Source organism: Spongiactinospora sp. 9N601 (assembly GCF_044326295.1).
Lineage (GTDB): Bacteria > Actinomycetota > Actinomycetes > Streptosporangiales > Streptosporangiaceae > Spongiactinospora > Spongiactinospora gelatinilytica.
In genome coordinates, this window is record NZ_JBIRBB010000009.1 from 69,188 (window position 1) to 90,542 (window position 21,355).

At 66.5% G+C, this 21,355-nt stretch carries 21 protein-coding genes; 14 read left to right on the forward strand and 7 right to left on the reverse strand.

The window, feature by feature from the left end; genetic code table 11:
- Window positions 1-77: 77 nt before the first annotated feature.
- Window positions 78-740 (reverse strand): YdcF family protein, encoded by a 663-nt coding sequence (locus tag ACH34R_RS22545; protein WP_397563455.1) that lies wholly within the window; start codon window positions 738-740, stop codon window positions 78-80.
- Window positions 741-863: 123 nt separating this feature from the next.
- Between ACH34R_RS22545 and ACH34R_RS22550 the strand changes: the two genes are divergently transcribed.
- Window positions 864-1,664 (forward strand): alpha/beta hydrolase, encoded by an 801-nt coding sequence (locus ACH34R_RS22550; protein ID WP_397563752.1) that lies wholly within the window; start codon window positions 864-866, stop codon window positions 1,662-1,664.
- Between the two features lie 36 nt (window positions 1,665-1,700).
- Here ACH34R_RS22550 and ACH34R_RS22555 read toward each other — a convergent pair whose 3' ends face one another.
- Window positions 1,701-2,960, reverse strand: coding sequence for a helix-turn-helix domain-containing protein (locus ACH34R_RS22555; RefSeq protein WP_397563456.1), 1,260 nt, complete (start codon window positions 2,958-2,960; stop codon window positions 1,701-1,703).
- Between the two features lie 464 nt (window positions 2,961-3,424).
- Between ACH34R_RS22555 and ACH34R_RS22560 the strand changes: the two genes are divergently transcribed.
- Complete coding sequence (locus ACH34R_RS22560; protein ID WP_397563457.1) at window positions 3,425-3,832, forward strand: ATP-binding protein; 408 nt, start codon at window positions 3,425-3,427, stop codon at window positions 3,830-3,832.
- A 22-nt stretch (window positions 3,833-3,854) separates the two neighbouring features.
- Window positions 3,855-4,088, forward strand: coding sequence for a hypothetical protein (locus tag ACH34R_RS22565; protein ID WP_397563458.1), 234 nt, complete (start codon window positions 3,855-3,857; stop codon window positions 4,086-4,088).
- An 18-nt stretch (window positions 4,089-4,106) separates the two neighbouring features.
- On the opposite strand, the gene ACH34R_RS22570 is transcribed toward ACH34R_RS22565, so the two are convergent.
- Window positions 4,107-4,691 carry a dihydrofolate reductase family protein gene (locus tag ACH34R_RS22570; protein WP_397563459.1) on the reverse strand — a complete coding sequence of 195 codons (585 nt, stop codon included), beginning with the start codon at window positions 4,689-4,691 and terminating at the stop codon, window positions 4,107-4,109.
- Window positions 4,692-4,771: 80 nt separating this feature from the next.
- Here ACH34R_RS22570 and ACH34R_RS22575 point away from each other — a divergent pair, with 80 nt between their 5' ends.
- Complete coding sequence (locus tag ACH34R_RS22575; protein ID WP_397563460.1) at window positions 4,772-5,458, forward strand: winged helix-turn-helix transcriptional regulator; 687 nt, start codon at window positions 4,772-4,774, stop codon at window positions 5,456-5,458.
- Here ACH34R_RS22575 and ACH34R_RS22580 read toward each other — a convergent pair.
- Window positions 5,425-5,946, reverse strand: a complete 522-nt coding sequence (locus ACH34R_RS22580) for a hypothetical protein (protein WP_397563461.1) — start codon at window positions 5,944-5,946, stop codon at window positions 5,425-5,427. The genes ACH34R_RS22575 and ACH34R_RS22580 overlap by 34 nt on opposite strands.
- Between ACH34R_RS22580 and ACH34R_RS22585 the strand changes: the two genes are divergently transcribed.
- Window positions 5,938-6,189, forward strand: a complete 252-nt coding sequence (locus ACH34R_RS22585) for a hypothetical protein (protein WP_397563462.1) — start codon at window positions 5,938-5,940, stop codon at window positions 6,187-6,189. The two genes, ACH34R_RS22580 and ACH34R_RS22585, sit on opposite strands and share 9 nt — an antisense overlap.
- 5 nt (window positions 6,190-6,194) lie before the next feature.
- Here ACH34R_RS22585 and ACH34R_RS22590 read toward each other — a convergent pair whose 3' ends face one another.
- Window positions 6,195-6,647 carry an iron chaperone gene (locus ACH34R_RS22590; RefSeq protein ID WP_397563463.1) on the reverse strand — a complete coding sequence of 151 codons (453 nt, stop codon included), beginning with the start codon at window positions 6,645-6,647 and terminating at the stop codon, window positions 6,195-6,197.
- A 15-nt stretch (window positions 6,648-6,662) separates the two neighbouring features.
- Complete coding sequence (locus tag ACH34R_RS22595) at window positions 6,663-7,538, reverse strand: LysR family transcriptional regulator (RefSeq protein WP_397563464.1); 876 nt, start codon at window positions 7,536-7,538, stop codon at window positions 6,663-6,665.
- An 82-nt stretch (window positions 7,539-7,620) separates the two neighbouring features.
- On the opposite strand from ACH34R_RS22595, the gene ACH34R_RS22600 reads away from it, so the two are divergent.
- From ACH34R_RS22600 to ACH34R_RS22635, 8 genes are all read left to right on the forward strand, one after another.
- Window positions 7,621-7,989: a VOC family protein gene (locus ACH34R_RS22600; RefSeq protein ID WP_397563465.1), complete on the forward strand. Its 369-nt coding sequence runs from the start codon at window positions 7,621-7,623 to the stop codon at window positions 7,987-7,989.
- Between the two features lie 29 nt (window positions 7,990-8,018).
- The gene (locus ACH34R_RS22605; RefSeq protein ID WP_397563466.1) at window positions 8,019-9,404 is read left to right on the forward strand and encodes a serine hydrolase domain-containing protein; all 1,386 of its coding nucleotides are present in this window, start codon (window positions 8,019-8,021) and stop codon (window positions 9,402-9,404) included.
- A gap of 23 nt (window positions 9,405-9,427) precedes the next feature.
- Window positions 9,428-9,823, forward strand: a complete 396-nt coding sequence (locus tag ACH34R_RS22610; RefSeq protein ID WP_397563467.1) for a GNAT family N-acetyltransferase — start codon at window positions 9,428-9,430, stop codon at window positions 9,821-9,823.
- Between the two features lie 300 nt (window positions 9,824-10,123).
- Window positions 10,124-10,681 carry a transposase gene (locus ACH34R_RS22615; RefSeq protein ID WP_397563753.1) on the forward strand — a complete coding sequence of 186 codons (558 nt, stop codon included), beginning with the start codon at window positions 10,124-10,126 and terminating at the stop codon, window positions 10,679-10,681.
- Complete coding sequence (locus tag ACH34R_RS22620) at window positions 10,587-11,183, forward strand: IS630 family transposase (RefSeq protein WP_397563468.1); 597 nt, start codon at window positions 10,587-10,589, stop codon at window positions 11,181-11,183. The genes ACH34R_RS22615 and ACH34R_RS22620 overlap by 95 nt, the downstream gene beginning before the upstream one ends.
- Window positions 11,184-12,134: 951 nt before the next feature.
- Complete coding sequence (locus ACH34R_RS22625) at window positions 12,135-19,313, forward strand: RHS repeat-associated core domain-containing protein (RefSeq protein WP_397563469.1); 7,179 nt, start codon at window positions 12,135-12,137, stop codon at window positions 19,311-19,313.
- 11 nt (window positions 19,314-19,324) lie between these two features.
- On the forward strand, window positions 19,325-19,591 hold the full coding sequence (locus tag ACH34R_RS22630; protein WP_397563470.1) for a hypothetical protein: 267 nt from the start codon (window positions 19,325-19,327) through the stop codon (window positions 19,589-19,591).
- A gap of 229 nt (window positions 19,592-19,820) precedes the next feature.
- Complete coding sequence (locus ACH34R_RS22635; protein WP_397563471.1) at window positions 19,821-19,958, forward strand: hypothetical protein; 138 nt, start codon at window positions 19,821-19,823, stop codon at window positions 19,956-19,958.
- Window positions 19,959-20,096: 138 nt separating this feature from the next.
- Here the strand turns inward: ACH34R_RS22635 and ACH34R_RS22640 are convergent, their stop codons facing one another.
- Window positions 20,097-20,666 carry a TetR/AcrR family transcriptional regulator gene (locus ACH34R_RS22640; protein ID WP_397563472.1) on the reverse strand — a complete coding sequence of 190 codons (570 nt, stop codon included), beginning with the start codon at window positions 20,664-20,666 and terminating at the stop codon, window positions 20,097-20,099.
- Here ACH34R_RS22640 and ACH34R_RS22645 point away from each other — a divergent pair.
- On the forward strand, window positions 20,559-21,320 hold the full coding sequence (locus ACH34R_RS22645; RefSeq protein WP_397563473.1) for an MBL fold metallo-hydrolase: 762 nt from the start codon (window positions 20,559-20,561) through the stop codon (window positions 21,318-21,320). The two genes, ACH34R_RS22640 and ACH34R_RS22645, sit on opposite strands and share 108 nt — an antisense overlap.
- Window positions 21,321-21,355: the final 35 nt, after the last annotated feature.

Here is a 21,355-nt window from a genome sequence, read left to right on the forward strand (position 1 = left end):
CCGTGCCTTGGGAAAGGCGAGGTTGATCGTAGTGCATTGGTCCGAACACGGTGAGCGAAAAGAGTACCGGTCCCGGCTCAGTTCTTGAGCAGCCTGCTGGTGAATCCGGCGCGGAGGAGAGCCTGATAGGCGTCATGGACCTCTGCCGGGATGGGTTGCTCGATGGTGTAGCCGAGTCGGGGGTACTCGATCACCCGTTGAAGATCGCCCACGATCATGTCGATGACCAGCTTCGCGTCCCCGATCGAGCGGGCGTAGTCCTCTAGGTCGAGTGGTTCCGACGTGCACACGAACTCGACCTCCGGCCACAGCTTCCGGGCGGTGGCGTAGGCCCGGCGTTCCATGTACGGCTTGGAGATCAGCAGGACCGAGGTGGGGTGGTGGCCGGCGTCGGTGAGGACCTGGCGGGACAGGGTGATGTTCTGGCCGGTGTTGGTGGCGTGGGGTTCGAGGAGGATGGCCTGGTCGGGGACGCCGAGGGTGAGGGCGTGTTCGCGGTAGTGGACGGCCTCGCCACGGGGGAAACGGGCCGCGGTGGTGGGGGTGGTGGCGCCGGAGAAGACGAGCAGTGGGAACCGGCCGTCGTGGTACAGGGCGGCGGCGGTGCTCGCCACGCCGAGATCGTGGCTGCCCAGGCCGATGGCCACGTCGCAGCGGCGCGGAGGGTGGCGCAGGAGGTGGTAGTCCAAGATCGTCCGGGCATGCCGCCACTGTTCGTCACTGATCTGTTCGGCACTCACTCCGCTGCTCCCTGTCGGCCGCGGGACTCCTCGATACCGCTCATTCCCACATGTTCGGGTGGGAGCATAAGGGCGGGTGTCGTCGGAGGGAGTGCAATGACGGTCGTGCATTCGCCAGTGAGCATGCGTTCGCTCGATGGTCTGCGTTTGGCGGCGACCCTCACCACTCCGGCGGAGGGGCCTTCGGAGGCCGCCGTGGTCTTGGTACATGGCGGGGGCGTGACCCGGGAGGAGGGCGGGTTCTTCACCCGGCTGGCGGAAGGGCTCGGCGCGGCCGGGCTGGCGTCGTTGCGGTTCGACCTGCGTGGCCATGGGGAGAGCGCGGGCCGCCAGGAGGAACTGACCCTCGCCACGATCCTCAATGACATCCGCGTGGCGCTACGGTACGCCGCCGAGGCGATCGGTGCTGAGACGGTGAGCCTGCTCGGGGCCAGCTTCGGCGGCGGGATCTGTGGCTACTACGCCGCCCACCGGCCCGCTGAAATCCACCGGCTGGTGCTCCTGAACCCTCAGTTCGACTACAAGCGACGGACCATCGACAGCCGCTCCTACTGGCACGATGACCGGCTCGACGAACAGACCGCCCGCCTTCTCGACGCCCAGGGCTACATCCAGTTCACCCCGCAACTCAGGCACGGGCGTCCGCTGCTCAATGAGGTGTTCTGGCTCCAGCCGCACACCATCCTGGAGGAGATCAAGGCACCCACGCTCATCGTGCACGGCACCGCCGACACCCTCGTCCCGATCGAATCCTCCCGCGCCGCCGTGCCCCGCTTCACCGCCTCCTGCGAACTGATCGAGATCGAAGGGGCCCAACACGGCTTCGCCGTCCACGACGACCCGCGCTACCTCCTCCCGCAAAGCCAGGCTTGGCAGGCGTCGGTCATCCGATCGATCGCCGAGTGGTTGTGCCACGACGGCTGACCCTGGGCGCCTCTTTCGGTGCGAGTCGGCATCGCACTACGGGTTTCTTTCCTCCGTCAAGGCAACGCAGAGCGAACGCACGAGTGGTCGGGTGTTCCATCGGCTGAGAACTCGCATGGTGTCCATCAGCACGGTCCACGTACGTCTTGAACATGTCTCATGGGCGATCTGAGCCGCTTTCAGGCCGACCATGGCAGCCTCGTCCGGCTCGCCGGTCAACGCCAGGGCGGCGGCCCGCCGTGCTTGGAAGTATCCGGCGTCTCGGGAGGACAACCCTCCAGTGGCGATGATGCCTCCGAGGATCTTCGCGGCGCGGGCCGGTTTGCCGGCCTCGGTGTAGCACGCCGTACTGCGTAGCAGCAGGGTCCCCTCATTGAAGAGATCACCCAGTTCGTTCGGCTCGCCGGTATCCGTTGCTCGGGTGAGGAGGTAATGGGCATCGTCCAGCTTCCGCTCGACCACATGGAGCGGCTCCCCGAGCATCGCCAAGCCCAGGGCCTCCTGTTGAGCGCTCTCTGCTTGTACCCTGACCGGAAGTCCACTTCGCTGAGCCGCCTCGGCCAGGGTGAGTACCCGCAGGGCGTCACGGCGGTCATAGGCGAGTTGTGATTTGCGTATGAGTATGTAGCCCTGCATGGGGTCGTCCCCGGCCTCCTGCGCCAGTTCGGTGGCCCGGTCGTACCAATACTCCGCAGTTCGTAGATCGCGCAGGTCTCGGTAGAGCCATCCGAGGAATTCTGCGGCGTCGGCCCCAACAGTCAGCAACGCTCGCCGTACGCGAGGCTTGACATCTCGGACGTTGTACTGCACTGCGCCGAGCACATCGAGCACGCCCGGCAATGCGGCCGTCGGACCTAGGCGGCCGTCGGCGGCCTTGCTCTCATCGAGTTGCCGACGCAGCGTGCCCACGATGGAAGCGGTACGGTCCCACATGCGAGGTGGCAAGTCGTCCATGGCCATGGCGGTCCAGGACACAGGGCCGTGGTTCCCGACCGTCGTGGGAAAGTGGTCGAGGTCGGGCGCGCCGTTCTCGTTCGGCAGGGCGAACCACAGGTCCCGGGACGGCATGCCGAACAAGCGCGCCCAAGCGATCAGGCGGGTGAGGTCCTGGATGGGCGGCCCGGACTCGATGCGGCTGAGCTGAGCCTGGCTGAGCCGCAGCCATCCCGCGACACGCTCCTGGGAGAGTGGCTTGCCATGCCAGGGGTGACGCCGGTAGGCCCGCAGCACCCGGCCGATGTGCCGGGCGGCGAACGCCTGACGCAGTGCGTCCTCAGCCCAGAACTCGCGGGGCACGATCGGAGGGCCGTGGTGTCGGGCTCCGCGACGGAGGCATGGACCACAACAGATGCCGTCATTGTCATGGGCCAAGTGTGCGCTACATGTGGCACACCGCCTCTGGTTCGAGACCGTCGCCATGTCCGCCTTCCCTGCCATGCCCCCATGAACCGGGGATGAAATATGGCCTCCAAGAAGTTGCGAGATTATCGCGCTTGATTGTAAGCACCTCGGGCGCCATTCGCCGGTGACCTATGCGTGAGATGCATGAGCGCGTTATACGGCGACTGACATGGCCTCAGCCGCTGGAGCCGGGCAAGGTCACGGACAGGATCGGTCGGTACTCATACCGGTGCGGAGCCGTTCCGCACAGCGTGCGGGGATCATCACATGCGGCAATGTATTAGCTGCGAGGCAAAATGGTGCACATCATCCAGACCCGGAACATACGCAGTATTCCCCTCCCGTCAATGGTCTCGTCCGTGGCCACCGCCCGAATGCATACCAACGACTTATTGCGCGAATGGTGCCTGCTGCATGTGGCGGAAGACGCTGAGCTGATCGTCAGCGAGATTGTAACGAATGCCATCAAAGCCACAAATATCATCCCGCCGCAGGCGCGCTATCCGGAACTGTACGACCGATTGGAGGTCATCTGTCTCTCTCTGTATCAATACGCCGGCGAACTGCTCATCGAGGTCTGGGACCCGCGTCGCGAGGAACCCGAGATCACCCCGCACACCCTTGATGAGGAGGGTGGACGAGGACTACAGATCGTCGCGTCGCTCGCTACTCGTTGGGGTACCCGCTGGCCGATTACCGGAGGCAAGGTCGTCTGGGCGAGCCTCACCATCGATTCGTACCCATCCAAGGCCGGTGACAGCCGGTGAACACCTCTGCGAAGGGTGTGCAGTGGACGACCTGACCGCGCGTGATCGTGCGCACCTGGGGGCGATCGAGGCCACGTTTCCTGGATGGCACGTCGTCGTGGATCGGGGATGGTGGTGGGCCACAAAGCACGTGCCGCCGACGGCCGAGCAGCGGGCGGCGGGGGTGTTGCATCAGTTCGCTCGGCAGGGGCCGTACGAGATGGTGGCGGCGCTCACTGTGCAGCTGGGGATCTTGGCTCGGATGGGGGCGGCCTGAAGGGCTGCCCGGTGGGGGTTAGTGGCGGACTCGGTACCTGAGGTGGAGGGCTCGGTGGCCCTGGAGGACTACGGGGTCTTCGAGGAGGTGGTGGCCGCCGGTGAGGCCGGCGAGGTAGGGGATGCCCTCGCCGAAGATGACGGGGACGAGGCTGACGCAGACCTCGTCGACCAGGCCGAGTTGGAGGGCCTGGCGGGAGATGTCGGCGCTGGCGATGCAGACGCCCTTGCCGGCGGCGATCTGCTTCGCGCGGGTGATCGCGGGTTCGATGCCGTTGACGAAGGTGGTTCGTGGCCACGGGGAGGTGTCCTGGGGTGGCTGGTGGGTGACCACGACGACGGGGGCGCCCACCGGGTGGCTGTCGCCCCAGCCGTCGGCGATGTCGAACAGGCGGCGGCCGGAGACCAGGGCGCCGGTGTTGGAGGTGAACTCGCGGAGCAGTTCCGCGCTGACCTCGTCGACGTTGAAGGCGACGTGTTCGTTGGCGCTGGGGACGGTCACGTCTCCGACGCCGTACCAGTCGAAGAGCTCCGCGGGCTGGTCCGCCGGGTCCGCGATGAAGCCGTCGAGCGACATCGTCATGTGGGTGTAGACCTTGCTCATGTCTGATCTCCTTCTCACCAGTCGGCTTGCTTAAGACAAGCAGGCTTCATCTAAGCAAGTCAAATGGTACGCTCGGGGCCATGCGTACACGTGAGTACGGACAGTTCTGCGGGCTGGCCCGCGCCGCCGAGATCCTTGGGCAGCGTTGGGCCGTGCTCATCCTCCGTGACCTGCTCGTCGGGCCGCGGCGGTACTCGGATCTGGCGGCGGGTCTGCCGGGCATCCCCAGCAATGTGCTCGCCGCGCGGCTGAAGGAGCTCGAACAAGACGGGCTCGTCGTCCGGCAGGCGCGTGGTGGGGCCGACCGGTCGATCGTCTATCGGGTGACGGACCGGGCGGAGGAGCTGAGGCCCGCGCTGGATGCGCTCGCGAGTTGGGGGGCCGCCGGGATGCGGGTGCCCCGGGAAGGGGAGGTGGTCACGGAGGCGTCGCTGGTCACGGCGTTGCGGGTGGCGGCGGCGGGTGGGAGGCCGCCTGGCGCACGTCGTACGGTGACGTGCGTGGTGCGGGCGGGTGACGCCGTCGCGCACGCGATCGTGAGCGGTACGCGCGTCACCGCCGGGCCTGGTGAGCACCCGGCGCCAGACTTGACCATCAGCGCCGGGTCAGGGCCAGGACTTCGCGATCTGCTGGCGGGTACGCTCGGGCCCGAAGCGGCCGTCGCCGAGGGCGTCATCGAAGTCACCGGCGACAGGTCCTTGCTCGCCGATTTCGCCGCCACCTTCCACGTCCCCTACTCGGCGTCCCTCACAGGATCGGCTGCGTGATATTGACGGATCAGCCAGGTGCCCTCGACGCGCTGGGCGACGACGGAAAGGCGTACCGGAATGGTGTCGCCGGTGGGGGCGGTGAAGGTCACGTCCGCGAAGCCGGCCGCGATTTCGTCGTGCAGCGGGGTCGTCCGCAGTACCTCCAGGTGTGCTTCCGTGCCTTCGGCGACGTTGTCGTAGTACTCGGAGATTTCGGCAGGGCCGACGAGTAGCCGGGGGCTGATGCCCTGGAACGACGTCCGGCGGGCGTTGAAGGCGTTCTGCCAGTGCTCCATGAGGTCGGCGATGGCGTCGTACGCGCCGCCGTGGACGACTTCGTGTTGCCATTGGCCGCGGGGCTGGGTGTGCGGGCGCCAGTAGTGTCCGGCGATGTCGTCGGGGTCGAAGGCGGTGCCCGGGGCGACGGGGCCCGCGATGGTGACGCTGGCCGCGTGGACGCCGGAGGGGCCGAGTACGCCGAATCGGACGTCACCGCGGTGCGTCACATCCGCGCCCTGCTGGACGCCGGGCTGCCCACCGTGGTCATCGCCCGCCTGCTGGACTGCGTCCATGACGACGGCGACCGGCTGGTACCGACCGCCTGCCCCGGAATGGTGGACAACCTGCGACGGGAGCAGCGCCGGATCGCGGCGACGATCGACCGGCTCCAGTCGTCCCATCAGGTGCTCGACGGCATGCTCACCGCCGCCCTGCGATCACCGGCGGGTCAGGGCGAGCCGGCGTCGTAGGGTGTCTACCCCGGTGGCGAGCCCACCGCCTGCTTCACCAGCGCGCTGATCTGGGTCCGCGCATCCGGCGTCACCTCGGTCACGGCGAAGGCGACCGGCCACATCGAGCCGTCGTCCAGCTTCGCCAGGTCGCTGAACCCGAGCGTCGCGTACCGCGTCTTGAACTTCGCCGCGATCTGGAAGTGGCACACGATCTTGCCGTCCAGCGCGTAGGCGGGCATCCCGTACCAGAGCCGCGGGGCGAGGGCAGGGGCGCTGTCCATGATGACGGCATGGACCTGCTCGGCCATGATCCGGTCCGACTCCTCCATCTCGGCGATCTTCGCGAGCATGTCCCGCTCCGCCTCGGCCGCCTTGTCCGCGCGCGAGCCGCGCCGCGCCGCCCTCTTCTGCTCCTGGGCGTGCTCCTTCATCGCGGCCCGCTCCTCGGCCGAGAATCCGTCATATGTGCTGCTCATGGCATAAATTCTGCCTCAGCGGGATGCCTGCTCGGCATTTCGGACGAACGCGCGGACCAGGTCGGTTTCGCCGGCGGTGCGCCAGATGAGCGCCCAGCGGGCCGGTAGGGCGTCGGTGATGGGGATGTAGGCGATGTCCGGGCGGGAGTAGTAGCGGGCGACGTGGGCGTGGACCGGGGAGACGGCCTCACCCGAGACGACGATGGGGAGCATCTGCTCCCAGGTGCCGACAGTGGGGCCGATCTGGATGGGACGGCCGCTGGGGGTGTGCGTGGGGACGAGTGCTTCGCGCCAGTAGGCGGGGCAGGCGCCGTCCATGACGACCTGGTCGTGCAGGTCTTCGTAGGTGATGGATTCGCGGGAGGCCAGGGGGCTGGACCTGGCGGCGGCCAGTACGACGCTTTCGGTGTAGACGACCGGGCCGACGGTCAGGTCGGGCTCGTTGACCGGGAGCCAGATGACGCCGATGTCGGTCTCCGCGGACCGCAGGCTGCCGAACGGGTCGCCGAAGTGGGTGTGCCGGAGTTGTACTTCGGCGCCGGGATACGCGGCGGTGTAGGCGTCGATCAGCGGCCGGTAGTCGTCGAAGTTGGAGGGGATGAGGCCGAGCCGAAGTACGCCGGTCGTGCCGCGGGCGGCCTGCCTCGCGCGTTCCATGCCCTCGTGCAGGCCGCGGTACATGGGCAGGATGTCGGCGTAGAGCTGCTTGCCGACGGGGGTGAGCGCGACCGCCCGGTTGTTGCGCTCGAACAGGGCCGCGCCGATGCGGCGTTCCTGCTTCTTGATGGCCTGGCTGACCCTGGCCTGTGTCACGTGCAGGCGTTCCGCCGTGCGGCCGAAATGAAGCTCCTCGGCCAGCGTCAGGAAGATCTCGATGTCCCGCAGCTCCATCTGCGTAGATTAGCGAGGGGTTATGACATGGCACGAAGTTCGTCGTTGCTCACCCGTGAAGCCTGCCGCCACGCTTGCCGATGTGAACGTCATCGCCTCCGCGGTGTCGCTGAACGTCGATGACGTGGCGGCTTCCAGCAACTTCTTCGTGTCCCACCTCGGCTTCCACGAATCGCTCACGGCCGCCGGCCTCGCCTGCCTGACCCGCTCGGACGCCGCCGCCGACATCATCCTGCACCTGCGCGGCGGCTCGGGTGAACCGCCGGCGGGTGTGGTGGTGGTGTTCGGCGTGACGGGCGTAGCCGCGGAGTACGAGCGGCTGCGCGCCGAAGGGGCCGCCCTCGGCGTGCCGCTGTGCACCGAGCCCTGGGGCGAGCGGTACTTCGAGCTGACCGACCCCAACGGGATCGTCGTGCGGCTCACCGAATGGGTGCCGCCCTCCGGCGGCTGATCCCGACAAACCTCCCGATAAGGACGACCATGACCTTTGACGCCGCACACTGGCAGAAGCGCCTGGACGAAGTACGCGAGCGGCACCACCTCCCCGGCGCGTCGCTGGCCGTACTGACGAACGGCGAGATCCACGAGCTGGCCGGCGGTGTGCTGCACCGCGGCACCGGCGACCCGGTGACCACCGACGCGCTGTTCCAGGTCGGCTCGATCACCAAGGTCCACACCTCCACGCTGGTCATGATGCTGATCGACCAGGGGAGACTCGACCTCGAAGCCCGCGTCGCCGACATCCTGCCGGGCTTCGCGGTGGCCGACCCGCACGCCACCGAGACGGTGACGGTCCGGCACCTGCTCAACCACACCAGCGGCATCAGCGGCGACCACCACGAGGACACCGGCCGCGGCGACGACTGCCTCGCGCGTTACGTGGACTCGATGCGCGACCTGGGCCAGGACTGCCCGCCCGGCGAGGTCGTCTCCTACTGCCCGGCCGGTTACGTCCTGCTCGGCCGGATCATCGAGGCGGTCACCGGCCGGACGTACGACCGGGCGCTGCGCGAGATGCTGCTGGACCCGCTCGGTCTCACGCACACGGTGACGCTGCCGGAGGAGGCGCTGCGGTTCCGCGTCGCGATGAGCCACCTCGGCCCGGCGGGCGCGCCGCCCGAGGTCGCCCCCTCCTGGAACCCGCTCACCCGCGCCCAGACGCCGAACGGCGGCTACCTGTGCGCGACCGCCGCCGACATCGTCCGGCTGGCGAAGTTCCATCTGGACGGCGGCGTCGCGCCGGACGGCACCCGCCTGCTGTCGGAGCGGGCCGTGGCGCGGATGCAACGCCGCGAGATGGAGGTCGCCGACAAGTGGACGGTCAGCTCCGACGCGTGGGGCCTCGGCTGGACCCTGTACGACTGGACCGGCGTCTTCGGCTTCGGCCACGACGGCGCGACCATCGGCCAGCACGGTTACCTGCGGGTCGCACCCGAGGCCGGGGTGGTCATCGTGCTGCTCGGCAACGGCGGCGACACGCCGTGGACGCACTCGCGCCGCGTCTACCAGACGCTGTTCCGCGAACTCCTCGCCGAACTGGCGGACGCCCGGATGCCGGACGACTTCGCCCCCGCCACCGAGCCGATTGAAACCGACTTCACTCAGTACACCGGTACATACCGCCGCGCGGGGGTGGAGATCACCGTCAGCCTGGACAACGGGCGGCCGAAGGTCGTCTACGAGTTCGTGGACGGCATGGCGGGCCTGGCCCCGGCCCTGGAACTGGAGGTCGCGCCGGTCACCCCGACGGTCTTCGCCGGCCGTACCAACCCGGCCGAGGACTGGATGCCGATCGTCTTTTCGACCCTCCCGGACGGCACCGGCTGCTGCTACATCGGCCTGCGCGCGGCCCCCAAGGTCGCCTGAGCCGGGTTCGCTATGGTCGCTCGATGACGATCACGTACGAGTGGCGGGGCCGTTTCGAGAACGACGCGCTCAACGCGCTGCACGCCGAGGGGTTCGGCCACGCCCCGCTCCAGGACGACTGGTGGGCCCAGGTCAACCGGCACAGCCTCGGCTGGGTCTGCGCCAGGGAGAACGGCGAACTCGCCGGATTCGTCAATGTGGCCTGGGACGGCGGCGTCCACGCCTTCATCCTGGACACCCTCGTGGCGGAACGGTGCAGGCGGCGTGGGATCGGCACCGAGCTGGTCGCGGTCGCAGTGAAACAGGCCAGGGCGGCGAAGTGCGAATGGCTGCACGTCGACTTCGACGACGAGCTGACCGGCTTCTACCTGTCGGCCTGCGGGTTCCGCCCGACGAAGGCCGGTCTGATCGCCCTGTGAGCGCCGATCCGGGCGAGGGGCCCCGCGGCCCCTCGCCCCGGAGACTCAGCCGGTCAGGTAGAGCTGTTCGAAGTGGGCGTTGCCGAAGGAGCGGCCGGAGGCGTCCTGCTTGGGCCGACCGGCTTCGGCTCAACCTCGACTTCTTCGGGCGTTGTGAAACCTGACATAAAGTCTAGTGCCGCGCCACCGAACCTTGCTGGGGTTTTGATCTCGTCAGGTGAGCACGCCAGCCTTGTCCCGGAGTAGTTCTGGGAGGTGGTCATGGCACGTAAGCCCGAGGTGTTCGTTCGGCCGTTGTCCATGGAGGAGGGCCGGCGCCTGCAGAAGATCACCCGGACAGCGAAGGATCCGGTGAGACTGCGGCGGGCGATCGTCGTGCTGATGTCGGCCCAAGGGCGGCCGGCTTCGGCGATCCGGACGTTGATGCAGGTCGGCGATGACTACGTGCGCCAGGTCGTGCACGCGTTCAACGAGCGGGGGTTTGATGCGCTGGACCTGAAATGGAGCGGGGGCCGTCCGAGGAGGATCAGTGAACGGATGCGCAAGCGCATCTGCCTGATCGCCCGGACCACCCCCGCCGAGCGGGGCATCACCGCGTTCTCCACCTGGAGCCTGGCCAAGCTCGCCGCCCATCTGCGGCGGATCAGGCTGGTGACCTCGATCAGCCCGCAGCACCTGGCGCGGATCTTGACGGCGGGCGGGGTCTCCTGGCAGGCCACCACGACGTGGAAGAGCAGCGACGACCTCCGGCTTCACCGCCAAGATGCAGAAGGTCTTGGCCCTGTACGACGCCCAGCCGCGCGGCGAGCGGGTGATCTGCGTAGATGGGTTCGGCCCGCTCAACCTCCAGCCGCGTAAGGGCCGGGTCTGGCGACCGAGGCGTCGTCCGCGGCGGCTGCGGGCGACCTACCGCCGCGACGACGGTGTCCGCCATCTGCTGGGCACGTTGGACCTGGCCACCGGCAAGCTGTACTACCGGATCCGGCGCCGCAAACGGTGGAAGGAGTTCCTGGTCTTCCTCAAGACGCTCCGGGGCCGGTGGCCCGGCGAGCGCCTGTATGTGATCTGCGACGACGACTCGCCGCACGAACACGCCGAGGTCCGGGCCTGGGCCCGGGCCGGCGACGTCGAGCTGGTCTACCTGCCGACCTACGGGGCGTGGTTGAACTGGATCGAGTCCGAGTTCGCTGCTCTTCGGTACTTCGCGCTCAACGGCACCGACCACCGTAGCCATGAGGAGCAGAACGCCGCCATCGCCGCCTACATCCGCTGGCGCAACCAGCACGCCGCCCCGAAGGTCAGCTTCGCTGCCGGCTCCCCGATCCGATCATGGACCAGTTACCCCACCAAGGTTGCGTGATGCACCACTAGCTAGAAACGCGATACCAAAGATCGTTAGCCGCCCGTCGGGCGCGCTCGCGTCGCCGTCGCAGCGCCGGTTGAGTTGCCTGCCGGTGAGCTGATCGAGCACCCGCATCGCATGCCGGGCACGCAGGGTAGTTGTGTGTCGCGTTGGCCCGCCCCTTATCGGTTCTTCCGGCTCTTTGTGTCTGTGAGTACAGCGATGCTAATTCTCGGTAATTATAGAGGCTGCCCCGTTATCAAACCGAGTAAGGCACCTGGGCGATCACGTCGACGCTGCATGCACCGCCTCTGGCCACGGGGTCGGGGATTGAAATGGTTCATTATCGCCCGCCGGGAGATGGTTGTTGTCTTCTTCGCTCTGGTTAACGTGCGCTTACGATTATGCTATCGATTAGCGCATACTTCGAAAACTGTGAAACCTTCTCTTGATCTCTGTCGGCCGTTGATCGACCATCGGGCCGTTGCCGCATTGACACGTTGACGGGGGTGCCCGTTGTATCGGATGCGCTTGAGTATGCTATTGCTCGTCGTGGTGAGTTTGGCGCTCGGCATGGTTCACCCGGGCGCGTTGAAGGCGCAGGCGCACGAACCTGCTTTCAAAGCTGGAGCGGCACCTCCAGTTGTGTCCGTCCCGCATATCGAACCTGATCGTGCCCGGCCACAGGCGGACACTGTAGTGCGAGCCCCGGCGCCGCAGCCGGGTAGCGCACGGGCCAAGGCGTTGCGGGAGATCCAGAGCAAGGTGGCCGAGTCGCTCGCGGGGCCAGAGCGGCCAGGACCGTTGAAACAGCCAGATCCTCCGGGCGCGCGGATGCCAAAGATCGATGGGGCGGCGGTCAAGGCGCCTGGCCGGAAGGTATACCCGCAAGTGACCCCAGCATCGTTCGCCGGGGGGCAGCGGCTTCGGCCAGCGGTGCCAGTACCGGCGCGGAAAGGCCCTCTAAGGGTGGCGCGGCGGGTGCAGAACTATTGCGCGGAGTATTACCCGGGCGGGTTTCTGCCAGGGCAGCCGACGACCAACAACCGTGTTGGGAAGCTCGCTTTCGAGCTGGTCAACTGCGGGGACTTTGCCTGGAATACGGGCAGCGTGCGGCTGGGTTACTGGGTGTACGACATGTCCGGGAACTTGATCAGCAAGGACGGAGCACGGACGAGCTTTAAGTCTGATGTGCCACCGGGGTGGTCGGTGACGTTCACTGCGGATCTCGGACCGCTCAGTCCGGGCGACGGGACGACCAAGAGCAGGTCGTACAAGGTCGCCTGGAATCTGCTGGAGGGTGAGTCGACCTGGTTCTCCGAGCGTGGCGTGATCTCTCCGGTCGTCACCTACACGGTCTTCAACCAGTTCCCGACACTGACGATCAAAGGTCCTGCAAACGAGGCCGCAGTGACGACCACCCGGCCGACGCTCTCGGTGGAAGGCGGCGACCCCGACGCCTATCCGGGAAGGCCGCTGGAATACAGGTTCACGATCTGCGCCCGGTCGGGGGCGACCAGCGGGCAGTGCCGGGATTCGGCGTGGACGACATCGACCAGTCATGTACCACCAATGAACACGCTGTACTGGAACACCCTGTACGAGTGGTCGGTGGCGGTGCGGGACGGGCTGGACACCACTGCGGCGACAGTGTCGAACTGGTTCACAACGGTAGTGCCCAATCCAGACCAAGCCGCGCTGTACGGTTCCGGAGCCGGAGACGCACAAGTGGCGGGGGTGAACCTGCCGGCCGGAAACTTCACCACCCAGGCCCCGCAGATCACGGTGCCCTCTTACGGCATTCCGATGGTGCTGGCTCCGACCTACAACAGCCTGGACCGGCGGGAGGGCTCGTTCGGAGTGGGCTGGAGTTCGATCCTCGACATGCGGATGGACCGGGACCCTGGTGGTCTGTTCATGTTCACCCATCCTGACGGCCGTCAGGAACGCTTCGGCTGCAATGGCCAGGACGGAACCTTCTCCCCGTCGATCGGGAGCGGTACGCGTACCCGGATCTGGGCCTCCGGTAACACCTCTGGCAACTATTGCGGTGGTCTTCTGTACGTTTACGTCGGCCCGGCGGCGTTCGTCTTCGACCAGGAGGGTCGGCTCCGACATATTGAGAACAGGTTCAACGAGCTCGACCGATGGCAGTTCGAATATACCGATGCGGACGCACCGCCCACCCGTATATCGCACCCCATCACGGGGCGCGGTTTCCGCCTTACCTGGTCGGCCGGGACCGTGACCAAAGTGGAGGTATTCTCCCAGCCTGCTGGACAGCCGTTACAGGTGCTGTCGACCTGGGCCTTCGAGTCCCCAGGAGAGAGCACATCGGAGCGGCGGCTACGGAAGATCATTCCTCCGGTCGGCGATTCGATCCACTACTTGTACAACGGTCAGCAGTTGTTACACCAGATCTGGGCGAGTGACGGCCAGCGATGGGACGGCCTCCAGCAGATCTGGTATTTCACCAGTGGCCGCGTAGACTTCGTGTCCGTTCCAGGCGGCATCGCCTGGCGGTTCGCCTACACCCATGTCGATGGCGGCACCCTGCCCAGGGAGGTCGTCGTCACCAATCCACGAGGACTCCAGGCCACCTGGAAGTTCGACTCGGCTTACCACCTGGTACAGCGGATCGGGGAGAACGGGGGCACCCGGTCGTGGGTGTACTGGCCTGGGGCGGACGGGCCCACCGGCTACCTCTCCCACGTCATCGATGAGAACAGCAACATCATCCACACCTCATACAGCCGGGGAAGGCTGAGCGGCAGGTCGGTATATGCCGGCGACGACGAGGAGTCCGTCCAATACACGTACTACGGCTATGGCAGTAACACGCCGCAGGATCCGCGTTTCGACCAGCTTTCCGCGATGACCGACGCGCGGGGAGCAGGGGTTCATAACCGGGCGTTCACCACCGAATTCGAGTACGACGAACGAGGCCGGCTGACCAATCGTAAGGATCCCCCCACCTCAAGCGACAGCGATGGACAGGGGACCTCCTACTTCTACACCGATGGACTTGAACAGGCATACGGCGCCCCCGCGGGACGGACCATGCCGGCGGGTCTGCTGCACAGAGTGATCTCACTGGGGTCGGTCGATGTCGAGTATTCCTACGACGAGCGGGGCCAGCTCAGGGAAACAAGAGAACACCGGCAAGACACCGCCCCCTCGGGGTCTGGCGCGCGAACCGTCTACGACTACGACGACGCTGGCCGGTTGATCAGTCGCACGGTCCACACCAACACCGTGGCCGCACCGGTGACCACCGCCTACGCCTACGATGCCGTCGGCAACCTCACCCGCGAGACCGGACCTCGCGTCCGTAACCGGATCACCGGCGCGTACCACCAGCAACAGGCCGACTACCTCTATGACACGATGTTCCGGCTGGTCAAGACGACCGTGTCCGACCTGACCGGCGAGGATCCAGCGCGCATCACCAGCTATGTGTACGGCAACGACAACCGAGTCAAATCGATCACCTACCCCGACGGTGGGACGATCGCCTATGCCTACGACCAGAACGGCAATCTGACACGGACTACCAACCAACTCGGCACTGTGACCGAAATGGCCTACAACCAACGTGATCAGCTGATATCGGTTGTGCTGAAGGGATTCAACGACACCCCAGACGCCGATGACTCGTCACGGGACGTCTATCTGGCCCAGTACGCCTACGATCTCGGCGGGCGCCTGACCCGGGAGACCGATGCGCTCGGCCGCACCCGCGCTCACACCTATCTGCCCAATGACCGGCTCGATACGGTGACCCTGGTGGGGTTCCGCAACGCCGACGGGACCACTCGAAATCTGCCGATCGCCGACTATGATTACGATGCCGCGGGCAATGTAGTCAAGACCACCGAGTTCGGCACGAGGGTTACGACCACTGAGTACGACGCCTTGTCCCGGCCCCTCAAGATCGTGGAAGATCCGGGCGGGGTCAACCGGACCCGCACGTTCGGCTACGACACTTTCGGCCACTTGGCCTGGCAGCGACTGAGCGACGGCTCGGGCCGTACGGAGGAAACACGGTTCGAATACGAGGTCCGTGGCCTGGTGAAGAGCCGCACGACAGAGAACGGCGGCATCGACGTTACAACGTCGTTCAGTTACGACGACTGGGGGCTCCTGACCAAGGTCACCGACCCCCTCGGTAATGTGGCCACGTTCGCCTATGACGAACTAGGACGTCGGGTCACGGAAACCGCGCCTTCGGTCGAGGTAGAGGAAATGGGCAAGCCCACCGCGTGGGCCGCTCCCCAGACGGTCACCGGATACAACGCCTTCGGGCAGGTCACCCACACGCGCGATCCACGCGGATACACCGCATTGTCCGACTACGACGCGGCCGGTCGGCGTACCCGCTTCACCGGGCCGCCTCAGCCGGCAGCGGGCGGTGGAACGGTGACCCCGACCGGTTCCTGGGCCTACGACAAACTCGGGAATGTCCTGGAAGAGACTGATCTACGTGGCCAGACGGTCAGCTACCGCTACGACAAACTGGGCCGGCTGTACAAAAAGACCGACCCGCTGCTGCCTAGCGCGGAGGTACGCGGTTCGACCCTGATCCGCTACGACGACGCAGGGAACGTGATCGCAGTCACCGACTCCATTGGCGCCGCCCAAGAATGGACCTACGACGACCTGAACCGGGTGGCCGCCTCGACCGACGTAACGCGCCAGGCCGGGAACGATGTGTTGCGGTACTCGACCCGATACTTCTACGACGACATCGGCAACCTGACCCGCACCCTTACCCCCGGGGGATTGGAAGTTCGCCGCACTTATGACGCGTTGGGGCAATTACGTTCCGAGACGTTGCCCGGCCGTGGCCCGACGAGCTTCGACTATGACGCCGCGGGTCGTACCACCAAGGTCACTGACCCGCTTGGCCGGGCGGTCACTTCGGCCTATGATCTGGCCGGACGGCTGATCGAGCATCGGCGGCTCGCTCCATTCGGAGATGTGCTGGCCACGCAACGCTTCGAGCATGATCTCGCGGGCAATGTGACCAGCGTGATCAGCCCGCGGGGCAACACGACTGAGTATGTCTACGATCCTCTGAACCGCCTGCTCGGAGCGATCGAGCCGTTGATGCCGAACGGCCAGTCCACGACCCAGTTCGCATACGACGCCGCAGGCAACCAGACCAAAGTGACCGATGGCCGCGGTAACACCACCTGGACCACATATACGCCCGGTGGTCAGGTCGCCTCAGTGGTCGAGCCGTCCACCTCAGCCCACCCCGCGCTCCTGGATCGGACCTGGACCAGTGAATACGATGCCGGCGGTCTGCCGGTCAAACTGACCAAACCCGGTGGCGTGTCGATCACCCGAACCTACGACCCACTGGGTCGGCTGACCAGTGAGGCCGGCTCCGGCGGTGGCGCCACCAGCGCCACCCGGACCTGGCGCTACGACGGGGTAGGCCGGGTCATCGCCGTCGGTCATCCCCGCAGCGAGCTGCGCTTCGACTACGATGACCGGGGCCTGTTGTTACGTTCGTACAGTGACGACACGGCCCGGTTCACCGCCTTCGGCTACGACGCCGACGGTCGGCTGACCGCTCGCGGCGACCCCAACATCAGCGCTACGAACACCGGCTATACCTACTCTGGCGCTGATGTGCGAAGGGTCGATGATCACCAGGCCGGAATCTCCCGCACCTATGATCGTAACCTTGCCGGTGAGGCTACCAAGGTCACCCATAGCGATGGTGTGACCCGTAATATCCATCGTGACGACTTCGGCCGGGTCACCTTCGACGCCACCGCCCGCGGCGGGTCGTCAATTTCCACCCTCCTCTACGGCTACGACGTCGATGGCAACGTCACACACAAGTACCTGCACGGTCCGCAGAGCGCCCGGTTCGGTGGCGGCCGGTATATCTACGATGCGGCCGGTCGGTTGTCGACCTGGGAGCCGTTCGGCGGTGATGACCACCAGAAGTACGGCTACGATGTGGTCGGAAACCTCACTCGGATCGACAAGGTCGATCCGGACAGCGGACAGCTCACCCAAGGCCCCGCCCGCAGCTATGATCAGCGCAACCGGCTGACCAGCATCGGCAGCCAGATCTTCGAGTACACTCCGCGCGGCACTCTGGCCACATCAGGATCGACCCCGCTGACCTTCGACGCCTTCGACCGAATGGTCGGCGACGGCGCCACCTCCTATACCTACGACAGCCTTGACCGAGTGGCCACCCGAGGCAGTACGGATTTCTTCTACGAAGGTTTCTCCGAAGAGATCACCGAGGACGGCACGCACCGCTATCTGCGTGGCCTTGCCGATGAACCGTTGTCGACCGCCCCGCTGTCCGGTGGCGCAGCCTCGCGCTATGTGACCGATCACCACGGCGATGTGGTGGCGACTTATGCCTCGACCGGTGCACCGGTGTTGACCGGATACGACCCGTACGGCGCGCCCGGCACCGCCCCTGCCCCCGGCAGCCAGGCGCTTGGCTACCAGGGAGAGTGGACCGACCCCGCGACCGGCAGGGTCAACATGCACGCCCGCTGGTACACACCCGGCACCGCTACTTTCGCCTCCCGCGACAATGCGCCCTTACCACCGGTTCCGGCGGCCGGCGCCAACCAATACGGTTACGCCGGCGCGAACCCCCTTTCCGCCACCGACCCCACAGGCCATTTCCTGCAAGGCCTGTTCGGTGCCGTGCAGTCGGCGATCGACGCCGCATTCAACGAGATCACCGCGGGGATGCGCTGGCTGGCCTGGAAAGGCCGCATGATCATCGCCTCCCATGCCGTCCGCTCGTTCCTGATGACCGCGGCACGCCAGACCGTCGCCGCAGTGGCGCGAGTGGCCGCCGGTTCGGCGCTCGCGGCCTGTTTCGCCAGCGTCGTGTGCGGCACCGTAGTGGTCGTCGGCGGCCTGGCGACCATCGCCGTCGGCGGCGCCGTCTACTACTTCAGCCGCCAGCCTGACGGATCGCTGACCCCTGTCACGCCCCAGCCGGCCAAGCCGAACGCCACCCCCGCTCGAAATCCGAAGGGCACCGGCCGGCCGAAGGGAAACGCGCCGCGGACAGGTACAGTCCAGCAACCCACCAGCACTACCGGGACGCCAAGCCGAAGCAACAACGGCGGCGGCGACCGACCCAAAGCCGGCAAGCCATCACGAGGTACGCGAGCCAACAGCCCGGGCGGCAGCGGAGAGCCCATCGCGGACCTTCCCAAGCCACCACCCCCGCCGGTCGTCACCACGCACCAGTACACGACGTTCGAAACCAGCAGCAGCCGCTACTACGACGCCGACTACATCTACGACCGCGTCGACAACTGGACCCGCACCTACGAGTACACCATCACCACCTACCACGACGGCCAAGTGGAACGCGGCGGCGACGTCGAAGTGGCCTGGGAGCACTCCTGGAGCATCACTCGAACTCCCACCATCGACCTGTCCGCCGCCGCACCCGAACCCATCGGCGGGAACCCGCCACCGGTCTATCCACTTACGGTCACGGCTAACGGCGTCGCCTCGGATGAGCGACCATGCGGTGACGGCGGCACGATTCAATCCTGCCTGCCCGAACCCGTCCCCGTCGCCGGTGGCTGCGCCACCACCGGCTTCACGATGTTCTCCTGCACGGTGGAAGAGCCCCGGCCCGGCCAGGGCGCCCCCGCGAATCCCACCGCGGAAGACCCCGCCCCCGCCAACCCGCAACCCGGCGGCACAGGCGGCAAGCCCCCCGCCAAACCACCGGCAGGGCCTGTTGCTCCCGACCCCGACGGCGCCAACGGGGACTACAGCAACTTCTATGGCGGTGACCAGGGCGGCGTGATCGCAAGCGCGAAGGATGGCGTTCTCAGGCTCGCGATCGAGAGGGGACCTACTACTCCCAGAGGTTCTCAGATGTTCGATGACGCGGTCAAACACTTCGGTGTGGAAAGGATTAGGGCAATTGAGGGTAAATGGATTAGTAAAATGCCGAGCAACCTGAACACCTTCAATGAGCTGGTGCGTGGAGGGTTGACCCCGGCCGAAGCGGCGGCGGCGACTTTTACTGGCAAGATGGCTGCCAGATATGGCTTCACCACAGTGGCACGTATCAGGACCGTTGGACGGCCTGGTGTGTACACCAATGTCGAGGTACTGTTCACGAGGTAGGGAGGTTCCAGGTGGAGACGACTGAGCAGGTTGTGGCTCAAGCGCGCACGCTTATCGAAGGGAGGTGCAGTCTTTCCGAACTGCTCCACTTTCTCAAGACACGTGAGTCTCTTACTTTGACCCCCTTCAATTTTCTACGAGTACTTCATGAGGCTGCGGGAATACCATTGACACTATCTCAAGAACTCCTCGAAATGCTCGACTGTGAGATGATGCCCATGGAGCCGTCCGATGAAGTTGAGCGTGAGTGGATACGTATTATCGACACTCTTGAGTGATCTAATTCGGCGAACTCTCTGGCCAGATACGGGTGCGCGCGGGGCGCGGCCTGCTGTTGTTGTGTAACGATCAATGCATGAGCGGCAGGACTGCTTTGAGAATGTGGCGGTAAACGTGTTTGCGCGAGGTCTTGCGCCGCTCCACGATGATTGCAGGTCGGGTCGGCTGGCATAGTCTCGGGTACGTTTGTGTCAGCGAGTACGGGGACCTGGTCGGGCCGGTACCGGAGTGGTCGCGGTCGGCGTGAAACAGGCCAGGGCGGCGAGGTGCGAATGGCTGCACGTCGACTTCGACGACGAGCTGACCGATTTCTACCTTTCGGCCTGCGGTTTCCAGCCGACGAAAGCCGGTCTGATCGCCTTGTGAGCACCGAACCGGGCGAGGGGCCCCGCGGCCCCTCGCCCGGAAGGGGCGGGTCTGGGACGGGAACTTCGAGGTCAGCGTCTCCGTTGCTGGTCAAAGGCTGATTCGCGGCAGCCCTTTCGGTGATAATGGCAACGGATTTCATTGTCCGTGCCGGGTGTCGCCGGGCAATGGGCGATTGGCGACGGCGTGCGCCTCCTCATGGCTCATGCCGTACATGCGCAGCAGATTCTCGGCCAGTTCGTCCGCCGAGTGCTCGTCCACCAGGTCGGGGTGTTCGAGCCAGAGTTGGAGGAACCCGAGCAGCGAACCGCCGGCCCCGGCCAGCGCCACGTACGGGTTGCCGGGCCGGAAGCGCCCGGCGGCCATGGCGTGGCGGATGTCGCGCAGCGCCCGGGGGGCCATGCCCTTGTCGGAGTCCAGGTACGGCAGGCCGGTGTGGGTGAGGATGCGGGCGATCTGCGGGTGGGTGTCGACCATTCGCCCGGTAAGCCGGACCGAGGCGGCGAAGACCTCCGCCGGGTCCTCGATGCCGGCACCGGTGTGCCGATCCCGGCTCCGGGCCGCGCGGGCGCGGGCGTCCTGGTCCGGTACGGAGAAACCATGTTGCAGTTCGACGCGGGGCGCGGCACCGTGCTGCGCCTGACCGAGGCGGGCGTCGGCCTGCACGAGCTGACCGCGCTGTTCGTCACCCACGCGCACAGCGACCACGTGATCGGGCTGCCGGACGTGGTGCTGGGACGCTGGATTCAGGACCATGTGTGGCAGACCGGACCTCTCGACCTCCACCTCCCGGCGGGGGCCGCCGCCGAGTTCGCCGCGCGGATGCTGGACCCGTACGCGGCCGACATCGCGCTGCGCCTGGAGCACGTCCAGGAAGCGCCGCCCGAGCTGCGGCCGCACGCGTTCGCCTGCGCGTCCGAGCCCCGGGAGATCTGGTCTCGGGACGGGGTCGCGGTGGAGGCGGTCGCCGTCCACCACGAGCCGGTCCCAGACGCGGTCGCCTACCGGGTCCGCACCCCCGACGGCACGGTCGTGATCTCGGGCGACACCCGCGTGTGCGAGGAGGTGGAGGTGCTCAGCCGGAACGCGGACGTGCTGGTCCACGAAGCGTGCCGGACCACGGCGCTGCGCGCCGCCGTCGCCGGGACCCCGTTCGAGAAGATCTTCGCCTATCACGCCGACACGGTCGCGCTCGGCGGCCTGGCCATGCGCGCCGGGGTCGGGCACCTGATGCTCACCCACCTGATCCCGGCTCCGGACGACGAGGCCGGGGAGGGCGCGTTCGAGCAGGACGTGCGCCTGGGCGGCTACACGGGCACCCTTGCCGTGGGGCGCGACCTGATGACGGCGACCATCGGCTGATCGCCGGGCGCGGCGGGCGAGGGGCCGCGCGGCCC